At 49.5% G+C, this 26,039-nt stretch carries 27 protein-coding genes; 18 read left to right on the top strand and 9 right to left on the bottom strand.

Annotation, left to right across the window (positions count from 1 at the left end; genetic code table 11):
• Positions 1-19: 19 nt before the first annotated feature.
• Positions 20-1,300 (bottom strand): ABC transporter substrate-binding protein, encoded by a 1,281-nt coding sequence (locus FEK30_RS06575; RefSeq protein ID WP_138072474.1) that lies wholly within the window; start codon positions 1,298-1,300, stop codon positions 20-22.
• 212 nt (positions 1,301-1,512) lie between these two features.
• Here FEK30_RS06575 and pilM point away from each other — a divergent pair, with 212 nt between their 5' ends.
• The 5 genes from pilM (at position 1,513) to FEK30_RS06600 (ending at position 7,388) form a co-directional block, all read left to right on the top strand.
• Positions 1,513-2,616: a type IV pilus assembly protein PilM gene (pilM, locus tag FEK30_RS06580; protein WP_138072476.1), complete on the top strand. Its 1,104-nt coding sequence runs from the start codon at positions 1,513-1,515 to the stop codon at positions 2,614-2,616.
• A gap of 4 nt (positions 2,617-2,620) precedes the next feature.
• Entirely contained in the window at positions 2,621-3,352 is a 732-nt protein-coding gene (locus tag FEK30_RS06585) for a PilN domain-containing protein (RefSeq protein ID WP_138072478.1), read from the top strand.
• 50 nt (positions 3,353-3,402) lie between these two features.
• Positions 3,403-4,209 (top strand): OmpH family outer membrane protein, encoded by an 807-nt coding sequence (locus FEK30_RS06590; RefSeq protein ID WP_138072480.1) that lies wholly within the window; start codon positions 3,403-3,405, stop codon positions 4,207-4,209.
• 232 nt (positions 4,210-4,441) lie between these two features.
• Positions 4,442-6,724 carry a secretin GspD/PilQ domain-containing protein gene (locus tag FEK30_RS06595; RefSeq protein WP_168191127.1) on the top strand — a complete coding sequence of 761 codons (2,283 nt, stop codon included), beginning with the start codon at positions 4,442-4,444 and terminating at the stop codon, positions 6,722-6,724.
• Positions 6,725-6,803: 79 nt separating this feature from the next.
• Positions 6,804-7,388 carry a transposase gene (locus FEK30_RS06600; RefSeq protein WP_138072484.1) on the top strand — a complete coding sequence of 195 codons (585 nt, stop codon included), beginning with the start codon at positions 6,804-6,806 and terminating at the stop codon, positions 7,386-7,388.
• Positions 7,389-7,855: 467 nt separating this feature from the next.
• Here the strand turns inward: FEK30_RS06600 and FEK30_RS06605 are convergent, their stop codons facing one another.
• The 3 genes from FEK30_RS06605 to FEK30_RS06615 are packed head-to-tail and all read right to left on the bottom strand — an operon-like array spanning position 7,856 to position 9,218.
• Positions 7,856-8,548 (bottom strand): HAD family hydrolase, encoded by a 693-nt coding sequence (locus FEK30_RS06605; protein WP_138072486.1) that lies wholly within the window; start codon positions 8,546-8,548, stop codon positions 7,856-7,858.
• 56 nt (positions 8,549-8,604) lie between these two features.
• A complete protein-coding gene (locus FEK30_RS06610; protein WP_138072489.1) occupies positions 8,605-9,006 on the bottom strand; it encodes a type II toxin-antitoxin system VapC family toxin in 402 nt (133 codons plus the stop codon).
• Positions 8,994-9,218, bottom strand: coding sequence for a hypothetical protein (locus FEK30_RS06615; protein WP_030007117.1), 225 nt, complete (start codon positions 9,216-9,218; stop codon positions 8,994-8,996). Before FEK30_RS06615 ends, FEK30_RS06610 begins: the two co-directional genes overlap by 13 nt.
• Positions 9,219-9,348: 130 nt before the next feature.
• Here FEK30_RS06615 and FEK30_RS06620 point away from each other — a divergent pair, with 130 nt between their 5' ends.
• The gene (locus FEK30_RS06620) at positions 9,349-10,692 is read left to right on the top strand and encodes a 16S rRNA (cytosine(967)-C(5))-methyltransferase (RefSeq protein WP_138072491.1); all 1,344 of its coding nucleotides are present in this window, start codon (positions 9,349-9,351) and stop codon (positions 10,690-10,692) included.
• On the opposite strand, the gene FEK30_RS06625 is transcribed toward FEK30_RS06620, so the two are convergent.
• Positions 10,689-12,029: a nicotinate phosphoribosyltransferase gene (locus FEK30_RS06625; protein WP_138072493.1), complete on the bottom strand. Its 1,341-nt coding sequence runs from the start codon at positions 12,027-12,029 to the stop codon at positions 10,689-10,691. The two genes, FEK30_RS06620 and FEK30_RS06625, sit on opposite strands and share 4 nt — an antisense overlap.
• A 119-nt stretch (positions 12,030-12,148) precedes the next feature.
• On the opposite strand from FEK30_RS06625, the gene FEK30_RS06630 reads away from it, so the two are divergent.
• Both FEK30_RS06630 and FEK30_RS06635 read left to right on the top strand, forming a co-directional pair.
• Positions 12,149-13,024 carry an MBL fold metallo-hydrolase gene (locus FEK30_RS06630; RefSeq protein WP_138072495.1) on the top strand — a complete coding sequence of 292 codons (876 nt, stop codon included), beginning with the start codon at positions 12,149-12,151 and terminating at the stop codon, positions 13,022-13,024.
• Positions 13,021-13,326, top strand: a complete 306-nt coding sequence (locus FEK30_RS06635; protein WP_012306141.1) for a hypothetical protein — start codon at positions 13,021-13,023, stop codon at positions 13,324-13,326. The genes FEK30_RS06630 and FEK30_RS06635 overlap by 4 nt, the downstream gene beginning before the upstream one ends.
• Positions 13,327-13,336: 10 nt before the next feature.
• Here the strand turns inward: FEK30_RS06635 and FEK30_RS06640 are convergent, their stop codons facing one another.
• A complete protein-coding gene (locus FEK30_RS06640; protein ID WP_138072497.1) occupies positions 13,337-14,458 on the bottom strand; it encodes a histidinol-phosphate transaminase in 1,122 nt (373 codons plus the stop codon).
• 217 nt (positions 14,459-14,675) lie between these two features.
• On the opposite strand from FEK30_RS06640, the gene FEK30_RS06645 reads away from it, so the two are divergent.
• The 6 genes from FEK30_RS06645 to FEK30_RS06670 all read left to right on the top strand — a co-directional run bounded on the left by FEK30_RS06645 (position 14,676) and on the right by FEK30_RS06670 (position 20,330).
• On the top strand, positions 14,676-15,845 hold the full coding sequence (locus FEK30_RS06645) for a pyridoxal phosphate-dependent aminotransferase (protein ID WP_138072499.1): 1,170 nt from the start codon (positions 14,676-14,678) through the stop codon (positions 15,843-15,845).
• Positions 15,846-15,909: 64 nt separating this feature from the next.
• Complete coding sequence (minC, locus tag FEK30_RS06650) at positions 15,910-16,830, top strand: septum site-determining protein MinC (protein WP_062432278.1); 921 nt, start codon at positions 15,910-15,912, stop codon at positions 16,828-16,830.
• 64 nt (positions 16,831-16,894) lie between these two features.
• Complete coding sequence (gene minD / locus FEK30_RS06655; protein ID WP_012306145.1) at positions 16,895-17,695, top strand: septum site-determining protein MinD; 801 nt, start codon at positions 16,895-16,897, stop codon at positions 17,693-17,695.
• Positions 17,696-17,782: 87 nt separating this feature from the next.
• Complete coding sequence (gene minE / locus FEK30_RS06660; RefSeq protein ID WP_012306146.1) at positions 17,783-18,061, top strand: cell division topological specificity factor MinE; 279 nt, start codon at positions 17,783-17,785, stop codon at positions 18,059-18,061.
• Between the two features lie 71 nt (positions 18,062-18,132).
• Positions 18,133-19,056: a Ycf66 family protein gene (locus FEK30_RS06665; RefSeq protein ID WP_138072501.1), complete on the top strand. Its 924-nt coding sequence runs from the start codon at positions 18,133-18,135 to the stop codon at positions 19,054-19,056.
• A gap of 62 nt (positions 19,057-19,118) precedes the next feature.
• Positions 19,119-20,330: a 4-hydroxy-3-methylbut-2-enyl diphosphate reductase gene (locus FEK30_RS06670; protein WP_138072503.1), complete on the top strand. Its 1,212-nt coding sequence runs from the start codon at positions 19,119-19,121 to the stop codon at positions 20,328-20,330.
• Between the two features lie 86 nt (positions 20,331-20,416).
• Here FEK30_RS06670 and FEK30_RS06675 read toward each other — a convergent pair whose 3' ends face one another.
• Entirely contained in the window at positions 20,417-21,040 is a 624-nt protein-coding gene (locus tag FEK30_RS06675) for a chorismate lyase (protein ID WP_045441973.1), read from the bottom strand.
• Positions 21,041-21,209: 169 nt separating this feature from the next.
• Between FEK30_RS06675 and rpsP the strand changes: the two genes are divergently transcribed.
• Both rpsP and FEK30_RS06685 read left to right on the top strand, forming a co-directional pair.
• A complete protein-coding gene (rpsP, locus tag FEK30_RS06680) occupies positions 21,210-21,452 on the top strand; it encodes a 30S ribosomal protein S16 (protein ID WP_030007128.1) in 243 nt (80 codons plus the stop codon).
• Positions 21,452-21,880, top strand: coding sequence for a KH domain-containing protein (locus tag FEK30_RS06685; protein WP_012306150.1), 429 nt, complete (start codon positions 21,452-21,454; stop codon positions 21,878-21,880). The genes rpsP and FEK30_RS06685 overlap by 1 nt, the downstream gene beginning before the upstream one ends.
• A 126-nt stretch (positions 21,881-22,006) precedes the next feature.
• Here the strand turns inward: FEK30_RS06685 and era are convergent, their stop codons facing one another.
• Together era and FEK30_RS06695 are read right to left on the bottom strand one after the other, a co-directional pair.
• Complete coding sequence (gene era, locus FEK30_RS06690; protein WP_030007130.1) at positions 22,007-22,948, bottom strand: GTPase Era; 942 nt, start codon at positions 22,946-22,948, stop codon at positions 22,007-22,009.
• Positions 22,949-22,972: 24 nt separating this feature from the next.
• Entirely contained in the window at positions 22,973-23,806 is an 834-nt protein-coding gene (locus FEK30_RS06695; RefSeq protein WP_138072505.1) for a phosphatase PAP2 family protein, read from the bottom strand.
• 50 nt (positions 23,807-23,856) lie between these two features.
• Between FEK30_RS06695 and FEK30_RS06700 the strand changes: the two genes are divergently transcribed.
• The gene (locus FEK30_RS06700; RefSeq protein WP_065715940.1) at positions 23,857-25,143 is read left to right on the top strand and encodes a M16 family metallopeptidase; all 1,287 of its coding nucleotides are present in this window, start codon (positions 23,857-23,859) and stop codon (positions 25,141-25,143) included.
• A 108-nt stretch (positions 25,144-25,251) separates the two neighbouring features.
• Positions 25,252-26,004 carry a class I SAM-dependent methyltransferase gene (locus FEK30_RS06705; protein ID WP_138072507.1) on the top strand — a complete coding sequence of 251 codons (753 nt, stop codon included), beginning with the start codon at positions 25,252-25,254 and terminating at the stop codon, positions 26,002-26,004.
• Positions 26,005-26,039: the final 35 nt, after the last annotated feature.

Here is a 26,039-nt window from a genome sequence, read left to right on the forward strand (position 1 = left end):
GGATTCCCTCTTGGGAGGGTTAAAGGGCATTCCAAGCTGCTGCCGCATCAGCCACCGCCTGGGGAACTGTCTTTTGGTCGAGCATCGCTGCTTGGAGATTCTCGTAGATAAGCTTTTGCAGTTCCGTGAGATTCTCCTGGGCGGGGATCAAAATTTCGGCATCCGCTAGTTGTTCGGCACTAATTTTCCGGGCCAAACTGAGGCTATCAGTGGCGGCGCTGGCGGCGAGTTTCGCAATGTATTGTTCCACTGCGGCCTGGGTAGAGGGCAAAACATTGGCGGCTTCAGCAAAGGCAAGTTGATTTTCAGTATTAGTGACAAAGAGGGCAAAATCGAGGGCAGCCTCTGGATCGTCGCTATCTTTGGGGATCACAAGGTTCATTACGGCGACGTTCTTTTTACCTGTTTCTCCAGTGATTTGGGGGGCTGGGACGGATACCACGGCAATTTGGGGCGCGTTCTGCTGGATGGTGTTGATAAATTCGGGGGAAGTGTTGGCGATCGCCGTTTCCCCGGCTTGGTAGAGTTCAATGCCGTGGCTATGGCCTTGGGTCAGCACTTCTGGGGGTAATAATTCCGCCTGGTAAAGATCGACCCAGTATTGGAAAGCCGCAATGCCTTCGGGGGTATTAAAGCCCGCAGAACCATCGGCATTGACTAGGGTGACCCCCATTTGTACCAAGGACTCCAGGACTTCATTGGAGTCACCGGGGACGAAAGTAACGAAAAAGGCATATTTCCCAGTTGTTTCTTTGATCGTTTGGGCGGCGATCGCCAACTCTGTGTAGGTGCTGGGGGGATCGTCAATGCCCGCCTCAGCAAATAAATCTTCGTTATAAAAACTAATCCGGGTCGTGAGATACCAGGGAATACCAAAGGTTTGGCCGTTGATTTGATTCGCCTGCCAAATTTTCGGCAAATAGCGATCGCGCAATTCTGGCGTCAGACGATCATCCAGCACCAACCAAGCATCACGACTGGCCAACTGGGAAGCAAAATTAGGATTGAGGTTCACCACATCCGGAGCCGTGCGCGCCGAAACCGCCGTCAGGATTTTACTTTCCATCGCTGACCAAGGGACATCTACCCAGCGCACCGTTTCTGCCGCATTTTCGGTTTCAAAGGCCGTAATTAATTCATTGAAATAATCTGTAAACTTTGGTTGCAATTGCATTGTCCAAAATTCGACCGTTTCTGGGGTGTTGCCATTGCCCCCAGGTACCTGCTGACAGGCGGCGATCGCCACCAAACTCACCCCCACAAACAGTCCACGCCGTAGCCCTTTGAGACCATTAAACATAAAAACTTTCCTCCCAATTTCAGCCGCAGTGATCACTCACATTGAATTGACCTTCAGATCATGCCATTATCCAGACAGCTTCAGGGGCAAAATTGCTCCCTTTTTTGCGATTGTTATTTACTTTCGGCAAACTGAGCTAAATTTAATAGCAACCGGGGTATGGGTGGTTAGCACCGATGGCTCCATAGGTCATCCTTTCGGAACATTTTCCTATGCTAGATTTCTTCAAAAATATCTTCAAACCAAAGCGTAAAGGGATTGGCATCGAGATCTCAACGGAACGCTTAAACATGGTCCAACTCAAAAAACAGGGACAGGTCTATAAGCTGGCGACCTACATCACCGAACCCGTACCCGAAGGCATTTTTGAAGAAGGAAAAATTGTTGATGTTCCCGCCCTCGCCGAGCTGATCCAAAATACCCTCAGCGCCAACAACATCAGCGCTAAACAGGTTACGGCCGCCGTGCCCATGCGGGAGGCAATTATTCGCCTGATCCCGATCCCCGCCGAACTCGATGATGCCGAACTGCGGGATATGGTCCTCAACCACGAAGCAAGCCTCTACCTGCCCTACCCGCGCGAAGAAGTGGATCTCGATTATCAAAAACTTGGGTTTTTCCAGGATGAAGATGGCATTGAAAAGGTGCAAGTTCTGTTGGTGGCCACCCGGCGAGAAGTGACCGACGCCTATGTGGAGACCATTGTGCAGGCGGGACTAGAGATCAATATCCTCGAAATCAATAGTTTTGCCCTCCTCCGGACGATTCGTGAGCAACTACGGCAGTTTAGCTCCCAGGAAGCGGTGGTCTTGGTTGATATTGAATTTGACTGTACCGAAATTGCCATTGTGGTCGATGGGGTACCACAGTTTTCCCGGACGGTGCCTATTGGTGCTTCGCAACTGCAAAATGCCCTATCCCGCGCCATGAATTTACCTGCCCCCCGCGACATCGAACTTCTCCAGGGGATGACCATTCCCAACACACCAATGGAAGGATCGCGCACTGGCGCCACGGGCATTAACCCTGGGATGGCGGCCCTCCTGCGCGTTCTAGGGGAACTGACAGACGAATTGCGCCGTTCCATTGATTTTTACCTCAACCAGAGCGGTGAGCTGGAAGTGGCCCAATTAATGTTGGCTGGCCCTGGGGGGGGGATTAGTCAACTGGATGAATTTTTTACGCAGCGTCTCAGCATTCCGACGATTCAAATTGATCCGTTTGAGGCGCTGTCTATTGACGTTGATGAAGAAATTTCCAAGGTACAACGACCGTCCTTGGGCACTGCACTGGGTTTAGGACTCCGGGAGGTATAGGGCTATGTATGGTTTAGATATTAATTTCCTGAAAGACCGTGGTTTAACGAAAGATTCTTCGATGACGATCGCCGATCGTCTGGTGAGCAAACCTGGGGTGATTCCGGGCCAAGAGCCAAAGCCACTAATTATCGGTGGGGCGGTCACTGCGGCGGCCTTGGCGGTGGTGGGTCTGTTGTGGTTCCAGCAAAGTCGTGAAAAAGCGAACATCCAAGAAGAAATTGCCGTTGTCGATCAACAGCTCCAGGGAGCCAATGCCCAGCAGGCGAGGTTACAGCAAATTCAACAAGAAATTGACACCTATAAATCCCAAAGCCAAGCCTTTGTGGATGTGCTGCAAACGAGGATTAAACCCTGGTCGGCCATTTTGCGGGAAGTGGGGGATTTAACCCCACCCGGTCTCAAGATCACTTCCTTCGAGCAGTCGGATAATCAAGTGTTGGTACGGGGTAACGCACGCACTTTTAATGAAGTGAATGACTTTGTCCTCAACCTGCCGGAATCGCCTTTGCTGCAAGGGGAAGAAATCTATATTGTCAGTGCAAATTTAGTCGATAACCCGATTACCACTGCCCAGGTGGATTTTCCGCGGCCCGTTGCTTCCTTTAGCATGCCCCAGGTGGTGGACTACACGGTATCAATCTCCCTCAATGACCTCACCGATGCAGAGGTGATTCGCACCCTAGACAGCCAGGGGGCACGGGGGATGGCCGAACGCTTGCGGAGTAGCTTTTAGGATTTAACGATCTCGATATTCATCAACACTGTGAGGAGGAGCAACAACCGATGACATACGCAGAAGAGTTCCGGCAAACGATGACGGAAATGACCATGGTTGGTCAGGAACAGGGCTTTTTTGAAGCTTTTGGGATTCAGTTCACTTCAAAAGTTTTAGGGACGATGTTGGCGATCGCCGGCATTGGGGCCAGCGCCGGACTATGGTGGTTTCTCGTTCGGCCCATCCAAGGGGAAATCAGCACCCTCGAACAGGAACTCCAGACAAAACAAGCAGAATTACAAGAAAAAGGCGCCGGGAATATCCAAGAGCAAATTGCCCAGCGCGAGGTGGAATTAGCCAACGAGCAACGGATTGCCACCGAAATTCTCAATGCCTATGGTCAAGACAAGCAAATGCAGACTTTCTTGCTTGATTTCAACCGGATCCTCACAGCCAGCAATGTACAACTAACGAGCTACGAGCCGACACCACCTAAACCCGAATTTATTACCGATGCCGCTACCTACGGTGAAGCTGCCCAAAATAAGCTGAAATACCAAACCTTTAACGTCAGCTTCGATAATATGACCTACACAGAAGCAGAGTCCATGCTCACGAGCATCGATGTGTTGCAGCCGTTGTTGGTATTGCGTAATTTTTCGACGACGGTGGCTGAACCAGCGACATTCCGCTACGAAAATGGCCGTTTGGTAACACAATCCCAAGCCCAGCTAGGGGTTTCCTTTGTGGTGGATGCCCTCATTGCCCCGACCCCGGAAGAGCTAGCTGCCCGACAAGCAGAATTAGCTGCTGAGGCCGCCCCAGCCGAGGGAGAAGAAGGTCAAGAGGAACAACCTGCAGAGAATGGTGGCTAGGTTTCGAGGTCAAAACAATTTGCTGAGGAGATAGGGAGGTAAACTAGCGGCATAGGAACCATTAATTTTGGTTTCAAAACAAATTTCTGAAGACATTATTAGCAAAACTTATTTTAAATTGCTAATTATTTTGGATTTTTAGGGTTGTTTTTTAAAATTATTGTTAATTTCAAGCGGGATTCATTTCGGTTTTTCGATTACATTTAATTAGTGTGTGTGGAGATTTTCTGTCGTGAATATCAAGTCCTATTCCGGAGTCGTCGCTGGTGTCGTTGCTTCTACAACAGTTTTAGTCACCCCAGCCCAGGCAGCAAATATACAAGTACGGGAACTGGCGGTACGGCCAGGAGATGGCAACCTAGAACTCGCTCTCAGTCTTGCACCAGAGAGTGCAAATCTGTCTGGTGAGAAGCCCCAGGTTTCGACGACCCAAAAAGACCGGGTACTCATTGCAGAAATTGCCAATGCACGGTTAGATCTCGGCAATGGACAGGATATTTTCAGCCAAGATAATCCTTTACCGGGGATTGAGCGCATCGAGGTGATGGAGTCGGCTCCAGGCAATGTCAAAATCGTCGCCCTAGGGGAAGTGGCAGCACCAAAAGGGGAAATCCTCAGCCAGGATGACAACAGCATTTTGCTCAATGTGACCACCTCGACAGCAGACACGACAGAAACGGCCCAGGTCACAGAGCCCTCCACAGTCATTGAACCGACCTTGTTGGCTCAGAGTGCCCCCAGCAATAACAATCAAAATAATTTCCTCCAACCGACGGCCCCAATTCCACCGTTTTTACCAAGGGCCAGTGCGCCACCAATAGGCGATATTTCGGTTTCGACAACTGACACCTCCCTTCCTAGATATGTCAACCTACGGACAAATGCAGTTGTGCCTCGTCTTGTATTGAAGCAAGCACCCGCAGAAGATGTGATGGCTCTATTAGCGCGGACAGCAGGTATTAACTTAGTCGTTTCTGGTGATATTAGTGATCGGTCTGTTTCTTTAGATATTGAAAATGAGCCAGTGCAAGAAGTCTTTGACTATGTATTAATGCTGTCCAATCTTAAAGCGGCAATGAGAGGTGGGACAGTTTTTGTTGGAAAAGATTTACCTGATGCAGTGATCCCTAAAATCACCCGAACTTTACGTCTCAACCAAGCAGACGTTTTTCGCGCTCAATGCTATTTAGAAACAGGCAGTGATTCAGTCAAACCAGAAGGAGATGTTTTTGTTTGCGCCAATGAAATCGAAGAAGAAGAGGAGGCGACAGACGGAGCAACAACCACTGTTGACGCTGGATTAATAAAACTTCGAGATTTATTCCGAAATGAGCTGGAAAGTACGCTTGATACTCGACTGAATGCAATTACATTGACGGGTGAACCTAAGATTGTTGAAATGGCAACGAACCTCTTGACTCAACTGGATGCTCGAAAGCGGCAAGTTGCTGTTAATGTCAAGATTCTAGATGTTACTTTAAGTGGAAATCGTTCTATCTCGTCTGATATTAAGCTCCTGTTAGAAGATCGAGTAGGGATCAGTGCAGGAGATGGGATTATCCTTTCTCCTAATGATCTATCGAGAGCTAGTGATATTTTTTCCGAGTTCAACCCCAATGGGATCGTCATTGAACAAGGAAATCAACAAGTTTCATTTGGAGAAGAATTCGAAGTATTTGATAGTCTAGATCCTGCCAACACAGTATTTGTTGGTTCAATTACTGAAGCTTATCAGATTGCTTTCCCTGGTTCTCCCCTCCCGGCAGGACTAAACGAAGACCAAGTGGCAGCAGTTATCCGAACTCTAGATGACGCAGGAGATGTCACGCTTTCTATTCAAGGTCTAGGAGCAAATGTTAGCGATAGAGCAGTTGGTCGAGGTACTAACTTTATTGGTAATTTGGTTGCTGGCTTACTACGTAATACAACCTCTAAAATTATTGCTGACCCTACTTTAATTGTCCAAGAAAATCAAGTTGCCAATATTGATTTGACAGAGGATATTGTAGTTGGAACTGTTGAGCGCAGACAACAAAATGACCAAGGTAATATTACAGATCGAATTGTTGAGCCTGTAATTGATCAAGTTGGCCTTAAAGTTGCAGTAGGAATAGAAAGGATTGACGATAATGGCTTTATTACTCTGAATGTTCAACCAGAAGTTTCTTCTGTCGCCGGTCAGGAGATCGTCAATGATGAACCTGTTACATTGAAACGACAAACGCTTCTTCAGTCAGGTTCTGTTCGCTTGAGAGATGATCAAACTTTACTTCTTGCAGGTGTGATTGATGAACGAGATCTAGTCACTACAGCAAAAGTTCCTATCCTAGGCGATATTCCCCTTATCGGCTCCTTGTTTAGAAGTACATCCAGAGATAATAGCCGTCGAGAACTTCTCTTTATTATTACGCCACAAGTGATTGATGATTCTGATGGAGCAATGTGGGGTTATGGCTATCAACCCAGCGAAACAGCCCGTGAAATGCTAGACAATGCTCGTTTTCCCACCCGTTAACCATCCGTAGGGGCTTGGTTCCCATGCCCTTGGTTTCTATTATTTTGGATTTGGAAACCAAATCCCTACGGTTATTGCGATGGCAAATCAATATAATCCGCAAATTCATCATCGGCGCTCCATTCGTTTGAAATCTTATGATTACAACCGGGCAGGCGCATATTTTGTGACAATTTGTGTGCAGGCCCGTGAATGTTTATTTGGCACGATCACGGATAAAATCTTGCACTTAAACGAGTATGGAAAAATTGTTGAACAAGTTTGGAATTATTTGCCTAGACATTTTGAAAATCTAGAAATTGATGCCGCCGTGATTATGCCCAATCATTTTCATGGCATCTTAATTTGTACCGAACCTGAAACGACAGATTTCCCTGTGCCACCGCCAAAAGACGCTTTTAACGCCATTCACAACAAAGGCGATCGCCCTTTTTACGAACAAAAAACGAACCTCGGCAAAATTATCGCCTATTTCAAATATCAAACAACGAAAAAAATCAATCAAAAACGCGATCTAGTTGGGACAAAAATTTGGCAAAAAAACTACTATGAGCACATTATTCGCCATGAAAAATCCCTCGATATCCTCAGAGAATACATAGAAAATAATCCCTACAATTGGCACGTCGATCAATTACACCCCAACATCCCATCAAAATGGTAGGGATTTGGAGACCAAATCCCTACGGGAAAAACGGGACTGGCCGGATTCGAACCGGCGACCTAGCGCTTCAGATTGGTGTGGGTTTCCCCGACTCTCTGGACTATCTCTTCACCCTAGAACCCAGGATTTGGTAACCAAATCCTACAGTTTCCGTAGGTGGTGGCCGTTATGCTGGGTTGGCGATGACCTTTCGCTACAAACGTTAGCATTCAAGATCCTCAAAAAAAATTTGCCCCAAAACCAACCAGCTAGTCTCTGCACCTTCCTCCGGCGAGGCACCGAAAGGCTTGGCTCAGGGTTACCCTATGATGGAAATTTTCATCACTTAGGCTTCCTTGAATTTGACCACATTCAGCCATGGCGTTTCCGATCCATGCTGCCCGAAAGATTCAGGAGGCGCTTGCTCTATCCTGCTGAGCCACAGCCCCAATAAAGCGCCAAAATTATAACATAGCTTTTTTTCTATGCTAACTAGCGACCTGCTCTCGGATCAGTTGCACCGCTTCCCATAAATTTTCCACAATGAAATCTGGGTTGTGGGCGGCCAATAATTGGCGATCGCGAATCCCCGAAAGAACTGCAATCACGGGAATATTATGGCTCTGGGCCGAGTGAATATCGGCTTCCGTATCCCCCACCATCCAAGTGGTCTCTTTGGGACGCAGTCGGGCAAGGCTTTCTCCCATGAGCAACGGCTTTTGATAAAAATCTTGGTTGCGATCCGTTGAGTCGGGTAAACAAAAACGGCGATCGCCCGGAAAAATATCCTGCAAAACCGGATGAAGCTGCAAAATTTTGTCCAGCTCACTGTAACGACGCATGGTAACGGTCATCACTTCCCAGCCCCAGCTTTGAGCAGTCGTCAATGCTTCTAAGGAACCCTCAATCAGGCGATCGTGCACCATATTTTCTAGTCGATGCACATGGTCATCCCGGAGCCGCTTAAACTCTGGCAACTGATCTTCCCGGAGACCTGACCGCAAACCAATATCGGTCTGGGAAGTCTTTTGTCGCTTTAAAGCCCAAAATTCCTCCTTTGTTAAGGGGGATAAGGTTTGCTCTGGTTCTGCGACTTGGGTTAACCGCCAGCGATAAACACGATAGTAGCGTTCCGACAGATCTACGACCACCCCATCAAAATCCGAAATCAACCTGACCATAATCTTGCTCTCATGCTCACAATACTTTAAAGATTGCCAGTATTAAACCAAACAATCTATCTCATTAAATAATTTTCGAGTTCAGGATATTTTCCAAAAAGCCCGTCAATACTGGCAAGCTGAGCCTGATACACCAGAGCTGTCGCAATAATCATGCGATCAAATGGGTCTCGATGAATAGGAGATAAATTTACAGCCCTTACTGCAATTGTTGCTGTTAAAGGCAAAATCTCGATACCTGCCGGGTCTAAAGCCTGCTGTATCCATTCTTCGGGGCGACAAGTCAGTTGCAAACGCTGTCGCTGACAGGCTAGAGCGATTTCGTAGCAAGATAGCGGCGAAACACCAACAACATCGACTCGTTCCAGCTTCTCAACCCAGTGGGACGGAAATTGATCAAAATCGCCATTGATGAGCCATAACCAAATATGGGTATCTAGGAGAATTACTTCAGACATTCCCAATCTGCTTCATCTACTAGGGGTGCCACAATATCACCGAGGACTTTCGCTTTGTCAGCCAAGTGTGATGGGGGAAAGTGGCGTTTTTTCTGAATCGGAGAACCTTCCTCAATGATCGTCACAATTACCCGTGCTTGATCAATTTGGGGCACTTCCCCAAGCCAAATCATTTGTCCTGCCTCATAAATTGCCTCGTAACTTTTCAGCATATCGATTCATCCAGAGCATTACCCATACATTTTAGAAGTTTTGTCCGATTCAAACCCAAAGCTAAGTTCAGAAGTAGTGGGGAGGAACAGACTAGGGGATAATCAACCTACTACGTTTTTATCGGATTTAATGTCTTCAGCCCGCCAACTCGCCTTCCTCGCCCTCCGGCAAATCATGTACCACAACGCCTATACCGATGTGGCCCTTGATCGAGTCCTCCACAAAAGTAACCTCACCGGGAGCGATCGCGCTTTAGTTGCCGAATTAGTCTATGGTACTGTCCGTCGCCAAAAAACCCTCGATGCGATCATTGATCAACTAGGAAAAAAGCCCATCGATCAACAACCGCCTGATCTACGGGTACTCCTTCAACTGGGTTTGTACCAACTGCGTTACTTAGATCAAATTCCCCCCTCGGCGGCGGTCAATACCAGCGTTGAAATTGCGAAAACCAACAAGCTGGGCCAATTAGCAGGGGTGGTAAATGGCTGTCTGCGCGGTTATCTGCGGCAACGGGACAAAGGCCATGATCCGCTCCAGTTACCAGAGACAGCAGCAGAGCGGCTAGCTTTGCAATATAGTTTTCCGGAATGGCTGATTGGCCAATGGCTTGAACAATTTGGAGCGGAGGAAACGGAACAGCTTTGTCAATGGTTTAATCGGCCTGCCCAACTGGATCTCCGGGTGAATCCCCTCCGGGCGAATGTCGCCGCTGTCCAGGATAAACTCACCCAGGCAGGAGTCAAAGCCGAGGCGATCGCCAATTTACCCAATGCCCTGCGCCTAGTAGAAAAACGGGGTTTAATTCAAGATTTGCCGGGTTACAAAGAAGGCTGGTGGACAATCCAGGATGCCAGCGCCCAATTGGTAACGCACTTGCTCGATCCCCAACCAGGGGAAGTAATTATCGATGCCTGTGCAGCCCCTGGTGGCAAAACGACCCACATCGCCGAAAAAATGCAGGATCGCGGCACCATCTGGGCCAGTGATAAATATCAAGCCCGCATTAATAAAATTGAGCAAAATGCCCGCCGCCTCAAACTCTCGATGATCCGCACCCTCATCGGTGACAGTCGCACCTATTCGCAGTTTCGCAATATGGCTGACCGGGTGCTGCTGGATGTGCCCTGTTCGGGATTGGGGACACTCCACAAACGCCCCGATATCCGCTGGCAACAAAACCCCCAGAAAATTGCTGAACTGACCCAACTTCAGAGAGAACTGCTCACCACGGGGGCCACTTGGGTCAAACCGGGAGGCTATTTAGTCTATGCCACCTGCACGCTAAATCCGGCAGAAAATGAGGCGATCGCCAACCAATTCCTCGCGGAACACCCAGACTGGCAGATTGTCCCCCCCAGCTCAGATGCACCCGCTTTTCCCTATGCCCAGGAACAGGGTTGGATTCAGGTCTTACCCCAGCGCCATGACATGGATGGTTTCTTTATGGTGAAGTTGCAACGGCCTGCCTAGAGGGATTGGGCGATCGCCTCGGTGAGGGTTTGCAGAGATTCAGAAATTGTGACGGGATAGGTCTCAGGATTTTCTAAACGTTTCACTTCATCGGGTAATTGACACACATTAGCCGTCGTTCGCTGACGAATTGTACCGAGATCTTCGGTCGAAAATAACCGTTTTCCCTGGGCCATCACCTTTTCGAGCAGAGGAATTTCTCCTGATTGGGGAGCTTCATTCACTAAACCGAGGCGATCCTGTCCAGCCTCTAGATTGCGGAAAATCTGCTTACAACCCGGATAAGTCGCCTTCCCGCTGGACTTTTTCATCGTCGGGCGATCGCCAATTTGCACTAATTTATACACGCCATTAACTGGGTCGCCTGTCACCAATTTCGTCCCCAAACCATAGCCATCAATGGTTGCCCCAGCCGCCTGGAGCCGCGCCATTTCCCCTTCATCGAGATCACTACTGGCAAAGATTTTCACCGTCGTTGGTAATGCTCGCCGCACCTGTTGGGAGAGGGTTAATAAATCCCCCGAATCGAGGCGCACTCCCGCTAGATGGGTTTCGCCAGTTTGAATCGCCTTACCTAAACGCTCCGCCGCCGCCACGGTGTCGTAGGTATCAATGAGCAAAGGGGCCGCCGGAAAATAACGGTGAAACGCCCGGAACGCATCATCCTCCGAGCCTTCGAGGGTGCCCACCGCCATCACCAAGGCATGGGCCATCGTTCCCACGGGTTTAATCCCCAACTGTTGTGCGGCTAAAACATTGGACGTGGCATCTAACCCGCCAGCCAAAGCCGCCCGCGCTGCCCAGGTAGACCCCTGGGGACTAAAAGCCCGCCTTGTGCCGAATTCTAATAATTGGCGATCGCCCGCAATGTGACGCATCCGTGCCGCCCGTGTTGCAATTAGGGTTTGGTAATTGATGGCATTGAGCAGAAACGTTTCAATAATCTGGGCTTGCCACAGGGGGGCTTCGATCCGCAAAAACGGCTCCTGGGGAAAAATCACGGTTCCCTCTGGGACGGCCCAAAGATCCCCTGTAAAACGACCCGTGGCGAGTAAATCCCAAAAGGCGGCTGGGGCCTGCTCAAAAATCCCGGTACTGCGGAGATAGTCAATTTGCGCCTCCGTAAACTGCAGCCCTTCCAGGTAATTTAAAACCTGCTCCAAGCCCATCGCCACGAGATAGCCAAATTCATCGGGCAAGCGACGGGTAAACAGCTCAAAACAGGCGGGGGTCTCTGCCAATCCTTCCCCCACATAACAAGCCGCCATGGTGAGCTGGTAAAGATCCGTCAATAGAGCGTAGTCCTGGGCCGTGATGTCTAAATTTTTCCCAGCCATGGTGCGTCTTTCGCCTCCAATGAATTAATTTAGTGTTTATAATACAATAAAAAATCTGGATCGGCTGCTTTTGGGGACGAATGTTAAGATCCCATCAGAAAGTTCAGGGGAAAAGATCCATGGCTACCCAACACCAGCGGCGATCGCAAAATGTGCCCGGTGACTTTTATGTAGACAGTAGTTGCATCGACTGTGATACTTGCCGTTGGCTCAGTCCAGAGATTTTCAACCGTCAGGATGGGCAATCCGCCGTCTACCACCAGCCCCAAACCCCTAACCAAAGACGGGCGGCCTTACAAGCTTTATTGGCCTGTCCTACGGCCTCCATCGCCACCGAAACCGTCCCCAAAGATCTTCCTGCAATCCAGGCAGAATTTCCCCTACCCATCGTCGAAAATATCTATTACTGCGGCTACCACTCGCGTAAATCCTTTGGGGCTGCCAGCTATTTTATCCAGCATCCAGAGGGGAACATTCTCGTCGATTCCCCCCGGTTCCAACCCTCCCTAGTAAAGCAACTAGAAGCCTTAGGCGGCGTGAGATATTTATTTTTGACCCATCGGGATGATGTGGCCGATCACCAAAAATTCCATGATCATTTCGGATGCGATCGCCTGTTGCACCGGGCCGATCTTCGGGAGGGAACAAAAGCCGTAGAAACCGTTCTCGAAGGCACCGAAGCGATCCCCTTTCTCAAAGATTGCCTAATTATTCCCGTGCCGGGCCACACCGAAGGCCATGCAGTGTTACTCTACCGCGATCAATATCTTTTTACCGGGGATCACCTGGCTTTTTCGGCGCGCCTGGGTCATTTGACGGGCTTTCGGAATCACTGTTGGTATTCTTGGACAGCGCAAATTGAATCGATGAAAAAACTCCTTCCCTACCCGATCACCTGGATTTTGCCGGGCCATGGCCGCCGCCACCAGGCCGACAGCGCAACCCTACACCAAGATTTAAAAGCTTGTATTCAGTGGATGGAGTCCGTGGCATGAGCGTAACGTTTTTCTGGTTGGTGGCGATCGCCAGTAATCTTTGTCTCATCGGGGTGAATTATATTCTCTGGCGCAAAGTTCGCCGTTGGCACCAGGATCTGCGCCTCAGTCGCCACCGTTTCGCCCTCAACGAACGCAAAATCAAAATTGTCGTAGAAGATTTAATTCAACAAGCGGACGTGATCCCTGCCACCACCCAACAGATCCAGATGAAAAAACAGCAAGGGCAGCAAGTCATCGCCCAGATCAAGTTGCTCCAACAACTCCTCCGAGCCTTAATTTTCGTGCGGCGTCGCCTCTGAAATTACCTGTTTACAGAGCCTGCAAGTAACCTGTTAACCGAGTTAAAGTGCGCTGATTTTCCGCTGGTGTTCCTACACTAATCCGCAGGCCGCCCCCCGTGTGTCGAATTAAAGTCCCCTGATTTTTCAGGGTTTCGACGAGGTTTGCTAAGGCTTCCGCCTGGGGTTCCATCGCTGGCTGGAGGCGACCATAGAGGAAATTCGCATCGCTGGGCCACACCCGGAAATTCGGCAGTTGCCCTAACGCTTGGTAAAGTTTCCCCCGTTCCTGTTGCGCTTCGGGAATGGTTTCCAACAGGCGATCGCCATGGTCGAGGGCGAGTCGGGCCGCCGCCTGGGAAAAACTGGGCAAATTATAGGGGAGGCGTACCTTTTCGAGGGCTTGGATAATTTCTAAACTGCCCACGGCATAGCCCACCCGCAGGGCTGCCAATCGAAACGCCTTCGAGAATGTCCGCAGGATCACCCAGTTGGGCCGCTGTAGGACTTCTGCCACCAAAGTTTTTTGACTGAATTCAAAATAGGCTTCGTCCACCACCACAAGGATATCCGGCGGCAAAGACTGGAGCCAGCTAATTTCTGCTACCGTGAGACATTGGCCCGTGGGAGAGTTGGGATGCACCACAAACACCACCCGCACCGGTGCCCCTTGGGGTTGGTCAATGGCGTTTTGGGCCGCCGCAAGATCCCAGCTAAAATCTTCTGGCTGTCGGGCGATCGCCACGGTGTGAATTCCCAAAGTTTGCGCCAAAATGCGGTACATCGAGAAGGTGGGTTCGGCCACCAGGATCGACCCTTCCCCGCCCAGGCAAGTGGCAATTAACAACGAGCGGATCAACTCATCGGAACCATTGCCCACGGAGATGTGGGCCGCTTGAATATCCCCAGTCAACTGCCCAGAACGATTCACATAGTCGGCAATGCCTTCCTTGAGCGCCCCATGGCCCCCGTCGGGATAGCGGTTTGTGGCAATTTGATTTTGATAATGTTCGGCCAGAATTTCCTTGAGATCCGCTGGGAGATCGTAGGGACTTTCATTGGTGTCGAGAATATCTACCGGCGTATTTACCGGGCCACCGGGGTGGGACACATAGGCTTTGAGTTGGGCCAAGTCAGAACGCAAAAAGGACATAGGTGCTGTGAAAAAAGAAGAATGAAAATCAATTCCCCAAGGGCATTGAAACGAACGCAAATGAAATGTAATCAATCTGTGAAATCGATCATAAGTTTAAGGTTGCGTTATGTAAAAATAACGTTGGTGCGGTGGGGAGTCGCCTTAGCCTAAAAATTGGGAATTTTCCTGCACCGTTATTTCACGTTTTCCACTTCCTATCTAAACGCAAATCACCATGAAATTGGCAGCCAGAGTCGGTCAAATCAAGCCTTCGATTACCCTCACAATCTCCGCAAAAGCAAAGGCCATGAAGGCGGATGGGATTGACGTGTGCAGCTTTAGTGCTGGAGAACCAGATTTCGACACCCCCGATCACATTAAAATCGCTGTCAAAGCTGCCCTCGATGCGGGAAAAACCAAATATGGCCCTGCTCCCGGAGAACCGGCCCTGCGTCAGGCGATCGCCAAAAAATTACAGACGGAAAATAATCTTCCCTACAACCCCGAAAACGTGATCGTCACCAATGGCGGCAAGCACGCCCTCTATGGTTTGATGATGGCTCTCATTGAACCGGGGGATGAGGTGATTATCCCGACCCCCTACTGGTTGAGCTATCCAGAAATGGTGATTTTAGCGGGCGGCACCCCGATCTTCGTCGAAACCACGGCAGCAACGGGCTACAAGATCACTCCGGATCAGTTGCGCCAGGCGATCACCGACAAAACGAAATTATTTGTTTTCAACTCCCCTTCGAATCCCACCGGGGCCGTCTACAGTCCGGCAGAGGTAGCGGCGATCGCCCAGGTTTTAGTGGAAAAACAAGTGTTGGTGGTGGCCGATGAAATCTACGAAAAAATTCTTTACGGAGATGCCGTGCACCAGAGTATTGGCTCCGTGAGTGACGAAATTTTTCCCCTGACGATCACCTGTAACGGCTTCGCCAAAGCGTTTTCGATGACGGGTTGGCGCTTGGGTTACATTGCCGCGCCGGTGGAACTAATTAAGGGTATGACGACGATCCAGAGCCACAGCACCTCCAACGTTTGTACCTTTGCCCAATACGGGGCGATCGCCGCCCTAGAAGGAGGACTTGATTGCGTCCAGGAAATGTTAACCGCCTTTAGTAAGCGTCGGGAAGTAATGCTGGGGGCGATTCAAGATCTGCCGGGTTTGAGTTGTCCATCCCCCGACGGTGCCTTTTATCTCTTTGTGGATATCAGCGCCTACGGTCTTGATTCCCTCAGTTTTTGTAAACAGCTCCTCGCCGAGCAGCAGGTGGCGGCGATCCCTGGGGTGGCCTTTGGCAACGACCGCTGCATTCGTCTGTCCTACGCCACAGATCTCGGCACCATTGAAAAGGGAATGTCCCGTCTTGGCAAATTTCTCCAGTCCCTCTCAAGGTAAGTAAAATTTTGCCGAAGCCCAGTGCTTACTGCTATAAATCAGGGGTGCATTTCTAATTGACTTTATGGCCGAGCTTGACGATCACACTCTCCCCAATCCCGACTCAACATCGACGGAGTTTTCTTCTAACTCCAGTGAAAGCGCGACCCCGGAGATTGTTACGGAACGTGATGATCTCAACCCAAAAGAGCCAGAAGCAGCCATGGCGACCCCGGAGTTGCAGTTCGGCCTTGAAGCTGACCACCTCACCCTAGTCTTACCCACCACCCAGACCTATGAAATTGAGGCTTGGGACACAATCTGGGCCAATTTTCGGGAGCAGTTGCAGGCTGCTGCTGATTTTCCAGTCGCCCACGTTCACTTAATCGCTCAAAATCAACTGGTAGGGGGCCGTCAACTCCAGGAACTGGCTGACCTACTCAAACCCCACGACCTAAAGCTCAAACGCATTTACACCAACCGACGGCAAACGGCGATCGCCGCGGCGACAGCAGGCTATAGCGTCGATCAAGATCCCCCGAATCAACTGTTGGCGGATGTTCCTCTAAAGTTAAAACCGCTCCTGGCCCCCGACAAAGAACCGGAAGTGTTGTACATTGACCAAACCGTCCGCTCCGGAGTTGAAATCGTCTATCCCGGCTCGGTAATTGTCACAGGGGATGTCAATCCAGGGGGAAGTATCGTCGCGGATAAAGATATTGTGGTGTGGGGCTGTTTGCGGGGGGTTGCCCATGCTGGTGCAAAAGGCGATCGCACCGGACGGATTATGGCCCTTCAAATGGAGCCGACCCAACTGCGCATTGCCGATGTTGTCGCCCGTGCTGCCCCCCAGGCCGTTGAGCAACGAAAGCCAGAGGTGGCCTATCTGACCCAAGAGGGAATTCGTCTAGCTCCGGCCCTCAAATTTTCGAAAAACTATCAATACCAAGCCGATCAACAGCATTGGCAAGAAACATCTGATCCCCTCTTACCTGTAATATCGTAGCTAAGCTGCCGCAACCCGTGGCTATGTCGTAAGCTTATTGAATTATTTATCCACCCAGAAGTCTATGAGTCGCGTTATCGTTGTGACCTCCGGAAAAGGAGGCGTCGGCAAAAGCACCTGTACCGCCAACCTCGGTTCGGCCTTGGTCAAGCTCGGCAAAAAAGTGGCCCTGGTCGATGCGGACTTTGGTCTGCGAAACCTGGATTTACTTTTGGGTTTAGAAAATCGCGTTGTCTATACGGCCATTGAGGCGATCGCCGGAGAATGTCGCCTCGAACAAGCCCTTGTGAAGGACAAACGGCAAAATGGTCTCGTCCTCCTGCCAGCGGCCCAAAACCGGAATAAAGAATCCGTCACTCCCACCCAGATGAAACAGCTCATTATGCGGCTGAATAAAGCTTTTGATTATATTTTGGTGGACAGTCCGGCGGGCATCGAGATGGGTTTTCGGAATGCGATCGCCGCCGCGAGGGAAGCCTTGATCGTCACAACCCCCGAAGTGGCTGCCGTGCGTGATGCAGACCGGGTTGTGGGTCTTTTAGAAGCCTATGGCATTAAACGGACGCGCCTCATTGTGAATCGCCTCAAGCCAGAAATGGTCAAACAAAATGAAATGATGAGCGTCGAGGATGTCCTCGAAATTCTCGCCATTCCGCTCCTGGGGATTATTCCCGACGATAAACAAGTAATTGTTTCCAGTAACCGGGGTGAACCGTTGGTGCTAGGAGACAAACAAAATGACCTTCCTGCCACCGCGTTTATGAATATTGCCCGCCGTCTAGAGGGGGAAAAAGTGCCCCTGTTAAACCTAATGGCCAACCAAGAGGGATTCCTTGCCAAAATTCGCCGGATCTTTGCCAGTTAACTGCTGTCTCTGATGCGGAATATCGCCCTCATTCCCCTCTATGCTGAAATCTAATTAATGTTTCCCTTTGTAATGATGTAATGAGTCATGATCCAGGAATTACTTGAAAAGCTGCTCCATTGGCAGTCTCCCAAGAGCAGTGACGAAGCAAAACGACGCCTCAAGCTGGTCATTGCCCACGACCGGGTGGGCCTCAGTCCCGAAAAAGTCGAGGAGATGCGCCAGGAAATTTTGGCCGTCGTCGCTAAATACGTCGAGGTGGATCCAGAGGAAATGGAGTTCGACCTTTCGAGTAGTGACCGGATGACGGCTTTGGTGGCAAATCTACCGATTCGTCGAGTACGGGATATTCGTTCCCTAGAATAGTTTTTTACGCGAAGATCCGATGATTCTGGCACAATAGGGCAAGCAGTTAGCATCAGTAGGAGTTGTTGGTCATGTTGGCACAAATTTTGGCGATCGCCGTTGCCCTGGGGAGCGGGTTGCTATTTCTGACTGCCTTTATTTTCCCGAAACTCCACCGCCAAGATGACTTTTTTTGGAGCACTGTTGGTCTTTTCTACGCCCTCGTCCTTTGGGTTTGTGCCGGGCAAATGGCTGGGGCCATCCTGTTGGGGCAATTGGCCAGCGTGATCCTCCTCGGTTGGTTTGCTTGGGAAACCCTCCGACTCCGCCAGGCGATCGCCGATCCCAGCAAAATCCCCAACCTCGACAAAGTTTCCCTGGTTGGCTACGTCAAAGACCGTTTTAAAAAGCCCAAAGTTACGTCTGCCCCAGCAACCAAAAAGACCCAAAAATCTTCCTCCGATTCCTCTAAAACTACTGACCTCGCAAAGGAAGCTCCAGAAACCTCTACACCATCTGAGTCTCCTGAAACGGCCCCAGTTACATCTCCCGAAGCTGAAAAGCCGACCCCAGAACCAGCAACGCCCTCTGCTTCAAAAGATTTAGACAAAGCTGACTCTACAAAGCCCGTTCCCTCGCCAGAAGAAGCTTCTGAGACACCCACGGAAGTATCCGACACCCCAGAAACAGAAAGCGACGCCATCACCGATCCACCGATTACGGCACAACCCTCTAAAAAAGGATTTTCCTTCGGTCGGCTATTTGGACGTAAAACCGCATCTACCGCAGCCCCAACGGAAACCAGTGCATCAGCAGGAGACGAAGATATTGAGCAAATTTTTGCCGAAGAAAAAGATGTGCCTGAGCCAGACCCTGCTGTTAATGATGTCACCGACGAAACTTCCTCTCTAGAGGAACCCCAAGCTGAATCTGCCGAAGCAGCAACCCAGGCGGAAACAGAAGCCTCGGTTGAATTAGACGAAACTTCCAAAACCAAAGATACTCCCAAAGATTAGGGATCGCCCCAAGAATTCGCTATGATCTTTGACTGAAGCGTATCGTTGATCTCCCGTGCCCTATGGATACCAAAGCCTTTAAACGTTCCCTAAATCACTCTGAAAATTACTATCGCCAAGGATTTGGCCATAAAGATGAAGTGGCTGGCATGATGACCAGCGAATATCAAAGTAGCCTGATCCAAGAGATCCGTGACAACAACTATGAGTTAACCCGTGGTGATGTCACCATTTACCTGGCGGAGGCGTTTGGCTTTTGTTGGGGGGTAGAACGGGCAGTGGCGATGGCCTACGAAACCCGCAAGCATTTCCCTACGGAAAAAATCTGGGTGACGAACGAAATTATCCACAATCCTTCGGTGAATAATCGTCTGAAGGAGATGAATGTTCATTTTATTGAGGTGGTTGATGGCGCTAAGGATTTTAGTGGCGTGGCGAATGGCGATGTGGTGATTCTGCCGGCCTTTGGGGCGACGGTGCAAGAAATGCAACTGCTCAATGATCGCGGTTGCACGATTGTGGATACCACCTGCCCTTGGGTCTCTAAGGTGTGGAATTCCGTTGAAAAGCACAAAAAGAAAAATTACACTTCGATTATCCACGGCAAATATAAGCATGAGGAAACGGTAGCTACTAGCTCTTTTGCTGGCACTTACCTCGTTCTGCTGAATCTAGACGAAGCGGAATATGTGCGGAATTACATTCTCCATGGAGGCGATCGCCAAGCGTTCCTCGACAAGTTTAAAAATGCCTATTCCGAAGGGTTTGACCCCGACAAAGATCTAGACCGTGTGGGCGTGGCGAATCAAACCACCATGCTCAAGAGCGAAACGGAACAAATGGGCAAACTGTTTGAACAGACGATGCTCGAAAAATTTGGCCCGACGGAAATCAATGACCACTTCATGAGCTTCAATACGATTTGTGATGCCACCCAAGAGCGGCAGGATGCGATGTTTGACCTCGTGGAAAAAGATTTAGATCTGATGGTCGTCATCGGTGGCTTCAATTCCTCCAATACCACCCACCTCCAGGAAATCGCCGTCGAGCGCAATATTCCTTCTTATCACATCGACAGCGGCGATCGCCTTTTAGGGAATAACACCATTGCCCACAAACCCCTCAATGGTGAAATCACAACCCAAACCCATTGGCTTCCGGCTGGCAAACTAAAGATCGGTGTGACCTCCGGCGCGTCCACTCCTGACAAAGTGGTCGAAGACGTCATTGCGAAAATCTTTGCTGAAAAAGCCCAACCAGCGGCCTTGGTCTAACTTTTTCAGGCACCGTTAAACATCCGCAAACGTAAAAAATATTTACCCCGTCCTACTGCTGGCGATCGCCTGGGGATGGGGATTTTTTATTGGGGAAATTCCTGGCTCGGTTGTCCTAAATATTTGCGCAAATAGGGCGAAAACACCTCATAAATCAAAGTTAAGGGTTTACCATCGTGCCAAAACAGATAATGGCGGCCCCAAAAAGGCCCTTCCTCCTGAAAAGCGGCTTCTAGGATTGGCGATCGCCCCAGATAAATTCCTTGAATATCCCGGTACAGTTCCGTGTGGAGCCGTGACAAACTCTCCCAAATGGGCAAACTGCGATTTTGCAAATAATCATCCACATGGTTCGCATCCCACCAGGATGTTGCATAGGCCAAACGTTGTCCCCCCGCCGTCCGTAACCACACCTGACGGCGTAAATGGGGCGTTGGGATCGCAGAAATCAAACTCGGTGCCCCATCATTATCCGTACCAATGGGGGACATATCGATCACATCGACCTCAATTTTTTCCCGTGTCAGTAGACCCAAATGGCGGGTAGGCGAACCATCCCCCAAGAGCAAAATTTGCCAGGGCGGGGCGAGTTGGCTGTGGGGGAGTCCCTTTTGTACTTCGGCCATCCCCCCTTGCCAGATGGGTTCTAAACAGTGCCACTGACGCTCTTTAGACGTTGCCAAAAACGGAGAATTGAGTGCTAGAGTCAAGATTCTTCACAAAACTTCAACTAAACTGATCATAAACAATTCTTGCCCACCCTGCCGCTGGGGTTCTCACTGTAACCAGGGCAAATTGACATCCCTCAGTGCTTATGTTTTGATAGTATATTGGCTCTGTTATAGTTATTTCTATAGAAGTTTTTCACAGTTAAAACAAATGGTAAAGCTCCGTCTAAAGCGTTTTGGTAAGAAAAGAGAAGTTAGCTATCGTCTTGTGGCTGCCCAAAGCACCAGCCGCCGCGATGGTCGTCCCCTAGAAGAACTCGGATTTTATAATCCCCGTACCGATGAAACCCGCCTGAATGTGCCGGCGATCGTGAAGCGCCTCAAAGAAGGTGCCCAACCGACGGACACAGTGCGTGACCTCCTCGAAAAAGCTAAAGTATTCGACCAAGTTTAATGTCTAATTTAGACGATCTGTCTAGTGCATCCCATTCAGCAACGGCAAACTACGAAAAATTAGCCAAATTTCTTCTAGAGCCATTGCTTGATGACCCCCAATCCCTGGCGATAGATTGCGAACAGCTATCGAGTAGCAACCGGGTTTTGATTCGTGTTGCTTTTGAGCAAGAGGATAAGGGAAAGGTTTTTGGGCGTGGCGGCCGAAATCTACGGGCCATTGAAACCGTACTCAATGGGGCTGCCACCAATCCTCAGCAAAAAATTTCTTTGGATGTGTACGGTAGCCATGATGGCAATGGTGGCCAGAGAGAGCGTTCCTCTGGTTCTTCTCGTGGTAGAAGGGAAGACGGTCGGCGTGGTCGCACTTCCCGACGGCCCCGCACGCCGAAGCCCAGCCCCCAGTTGCGGAACTCCGACGAGGGTTAGGCTATTTTTGCGTTGCGACAAAATTGAAATTGTGTCCTTCGTGGATGCCTCCTGAGACTCCAGTCGCCCTTTGGTTTGGAGTCTTTGTTATTGGTGCTGCTATGCCTAGGCTTCAGTTTGGACGGTTCAGTTATCTTCGAGGCGATACCCAAGTTCGGCGAGGCGGGTGCGGGATTGGCGCCATTTGGGTTGAACTTTAACGAAGAGTTCGAGATAAACTTTACCGGCGATCAGTTTTTGGATTTGCTGACGGGCAGCGGTGCCAATGGTTTTAAGCATGGCCCCTTTTTTGCCGATGATGATTCCTTTTTGAGAATTGCGTTCGACGTTGATGGCGGCACGGACTTCGGTAATTTCTTCCCCTTCATTGACTTGTTCGATGGCGATCGCCACGGAATGGGGAATTTCCTGGCGGGTGTGGAGCAAAATTTGCTCCCGGATTAGTTCGGCCATAATAAAGCGTTCGGGCTGGTCGGTGACGAGGTCGGGGGGGTAATAGTAGGGGCCAGGATCGAGAGCCTGAATAAGTTTGTCTTGGAGTTCGGGGAGGCGATCGCCAGCGAGGGCCGAAAATTCTTGGAGTTGCCAATTATTTTGGCTGGCGAGGTCTTGATAAGAAGCGAAGATATCTGGCTTATTGTCGGGGCGTTGGTCAATTTTGTTGACCCCAAGGATCACCTTGGCTTCTGTCTTCACCAAAAAGTCCGCGATAAATTGATCGCCTTTACCCAAGGGAACCGCACCATCAACGATAAATACCACTAAATCCACCGCCCCAACGGTACTGCGGGCGTTTTTGACCAAAATTTTCCCCAGCTCGTGGTGGGGCTTATGAATCCCAGGGGTATCGACAAAAATAATTTGCGCTTGGTCAGTGGAGAGGATACCGCGCAGGCGATTGCGGGTGGTTTGGGCGACGGGGGAGGTGATCGCCACTTTTTGACCGATCAATTGATTCATCAGGGTGGATTTGCCCACATTGGGACGACCGATCAGGGCAACAAAACCAGAACGAAAATCGGCGGGGGCAACGGGAATAGTCGGGTTGAGATCAAAGTCTTGGGTCATGAATTTGTGCGATGTGGCGTGTTTTTATCTTACTGGCTGGAGGCGTTGCCAGAGACGGGGGATACCTTCTGTAACGATGAGGGCGATCGCCAAATAGCGCCCATAGTTCACCAGGCCAATTGGGGGCAACATAAGACTTGCTCCTTTCAGCAGGAGATAACTGAGAATTAGGATCACCAACCCGCCGAATCCGAGCATTATTTTGTCGCGGTAGCCCTGGGGCGGCGTAAAAGTAAAACTTGGAAGCACCAAAAAACCGCAGAAAATTCCCAGTAAATCTGCTAATCCCGGCAAGGCGATCGCCACCAATCCCCCCAGGCTCCAAAAGCTAATTTTTTGCCACCACTGATAATTCGGTAAGGGAATCATTCCGTTGAGCCACAGGCCAACGCTAATCCAAAAAATGCCTAAGAGTATCCCAGCGGCCACATCCACCGGAAAATGAACGCCCAAATATAAGCGCGAGAGACAGACCAAAACAATAATTGCGATCGCCACTAACCACAGCCAGATCTTGTGATGTAACCAGGCGATCGCCCCCCAAAATGTCGTGATCCCCTGGGCATGGCCACTGGGAAAACTAAAACTACCTTCCGTATGAAACGCTTCTGGGGTAATTACCGCCGGATTAACCACATAGGGACGGGGCAAGGCAAAGGCATTTTTCAGAACAATATTACTGATCACGCTCAGGGTCAAAATGAGGGTTAGTAGCCGACCCTGACGGGGATCTAGTAGCCAATAATACAAACTCAACAACAAAATATAAATTGCCTCTCCCCCCAGGTGCGTTACCCCCAGAAAAAAGCCCAAAAACCTGTCCCCAAAAACCTTCTGTAAAAACTCGATGAACAACATTGCGTTAAAGTAAAAACACGGAAAAACTTTGAATTGCCAGCGCTTCGCCCATGACTTCCATCCTAGTGCCCAGCCCACGCCTCAACCAACCAACGATTAAGACCCTGGCCAATGGGTTGACAATCATTGCTGAACAGGTGCCGGTTGATGCCGTGAGCCTCAATGTGTGGCTCAATGTGGGGTCTGCGGTGGAAGCCAACAGCATTAATGGGATGGCCCATTTCCTGGAGCACATGGTCTTTAAGGGGACGCCCCAAATCGGCAATGGCGAATTTGAACAGCGCATCGAAGCTAAAGGAGCCGTCACCAACGCCGCCACTAGCCAAGAATACACCCACTATTACATTACCTGTGCGCCCCAGGATTTTGCGGAACTTGCGCCCCTGCAACTGGACGTGGTGCTAAATCCTAGCATTCCTGATGCTGCCTTTGAGCGGGAACGCCAGGTGGTGCTCGAAGAAATTCGTCGTTCCGAGGACAATCCCCGCCGTCGCACCTATTTCCGCGCCATTGAGACGGGATTTGAGCGGTTGCCCTACCGTCGTCCGGTGCTCGGCCCTAGTGAGGTGATTGAAAATCTTCAAGCCCAACAAATGCGGGATTTCCACGGCTTTTGGTACCAACCCCAACGAATGACTGCCGCCGTTGCCGGAAATCTAGAAGGCGATCGCCTGATTGAATTAGTCGCCGCAGCCTTCGATAAACTGTATCAATCCCAACCCACAGCAACCGTTCCCACCTTTGACGATCACTCTCCCGAAGCCCCTTTTCAAAATATTGTGCGTCGTCATTATGAAGATGAAGGTCTACAGCAAGCCCGTTTAGTGATGATGTGGCGCGTGCCGGGGCTAACGGATTTAGAAGAAACCTATGCCCTCGATATTTTAGCGACGGTGTTAGGGCAAGGTAAAGTCTCGCGCCTCGTGCAGGATCTCCGGGAAAAAAGAGGTCTGGTGACTCAAATCAGCGTTAGTAACTTCACCCAAAAACAACAGGGCGTGTTTTACATTTCTGCCCAATTGCCAGCGGAGCACATCCCTGCGGTAGAAGCGGCGATTCTTGAACAAATTCAAACCATTCGTACCGCTTCTATTTTGCCCAACGAATTAGAGCGGGTGAAAACTCAAGTGGCTAATCGCTTTATTTTTGGGAATGAACGGCCCAGCGATCGCACCAATTTATACGGTTACTATTACTCGCTATTACGGGATCTCGAACCCGCTTTAAATTATCCGGAATTACTCCAAGCCATTACCCTCGAAACCATTCAACAATCTGTACAAAAATATCTGAATCCTGAAGCTTACGGCATTGTCACCCTAACGCCACCTGCCTAAACTTTGAAAGGATATCAGTCTTTTCTTTAAGAATATTTTGCTTGTTGAAATAAGTTGGTAGTACGGACGATATCCTGAGGGAATAAACCCGTGGGTTAGAACAAGGCAGTGGCAGACTATCAACTTTTAATCGACTTACATAAGGATGCAGAACGTCAAGGGCCTGGGGGAAATCCAGAAACTAAACTTGCCCTTGATCTGTTGGGAATAGATAAAACTGCTCCCTTGAAAATTGCTGATATCGGTTGCGGGACAGGGGCTTCGACATTGGTACTTGCGGAACAATTAAACGCGCAGATTACCGCAGTCGATTTCCTCCCGGATTTTCTCGAAGTCCTTGAAACGAGAGCAAAACAAAAGGAACTTTCTGAGAAAATATCGACCCTGTGCTGCTCCATGGAAAATTTACCCTTTAATGATGCAGAATTTGACGTAATCTGGTCTGAGGGAGCAATCTATAATATCGGCTTTGAAAAAGGGATCAAAGATTGGCATCGTTACCTAAAACCAGGTGGATTATTGGTCGTTTCAGAAATCACTTGGCTTACAAATTTTCGTCCGCTAGAAATTCAAAAATATTGGGAAGTTGAATATCCAGAAATTGATCTGGCCTCTGCAAAGTTTGCTTTACTCGAAGAGCACGGCTATTCGCCAATCGGTTATTTTGTTTTGCCAGAACGTTGTTGGTTAGAAAATTATTACCAACCGATGCAGGCGCGTTTTCAAGATTTTCTGAAACGAAACAATCATAGTGAAAATGCCCACAGTATTGTTGAAATGGAAACGCGCGAAATTGAATTATATGAACAATACAAAGCTTATTACAGCTATGGAGTATATATTGCCAGAAAATTGAATTGAAAAATAGCTAAATTGTTTTCACTTCAGGCCAATGA

It is taken from the genome of Picosynechococcus sp. PCC 11901 (assembly GCF_005577135.1).
Classification (GTDB): Bacteria; Cyanobacteriota; Cyanobacteriia; order Cyanobacteriales; family MRBY01; genus MRBY01.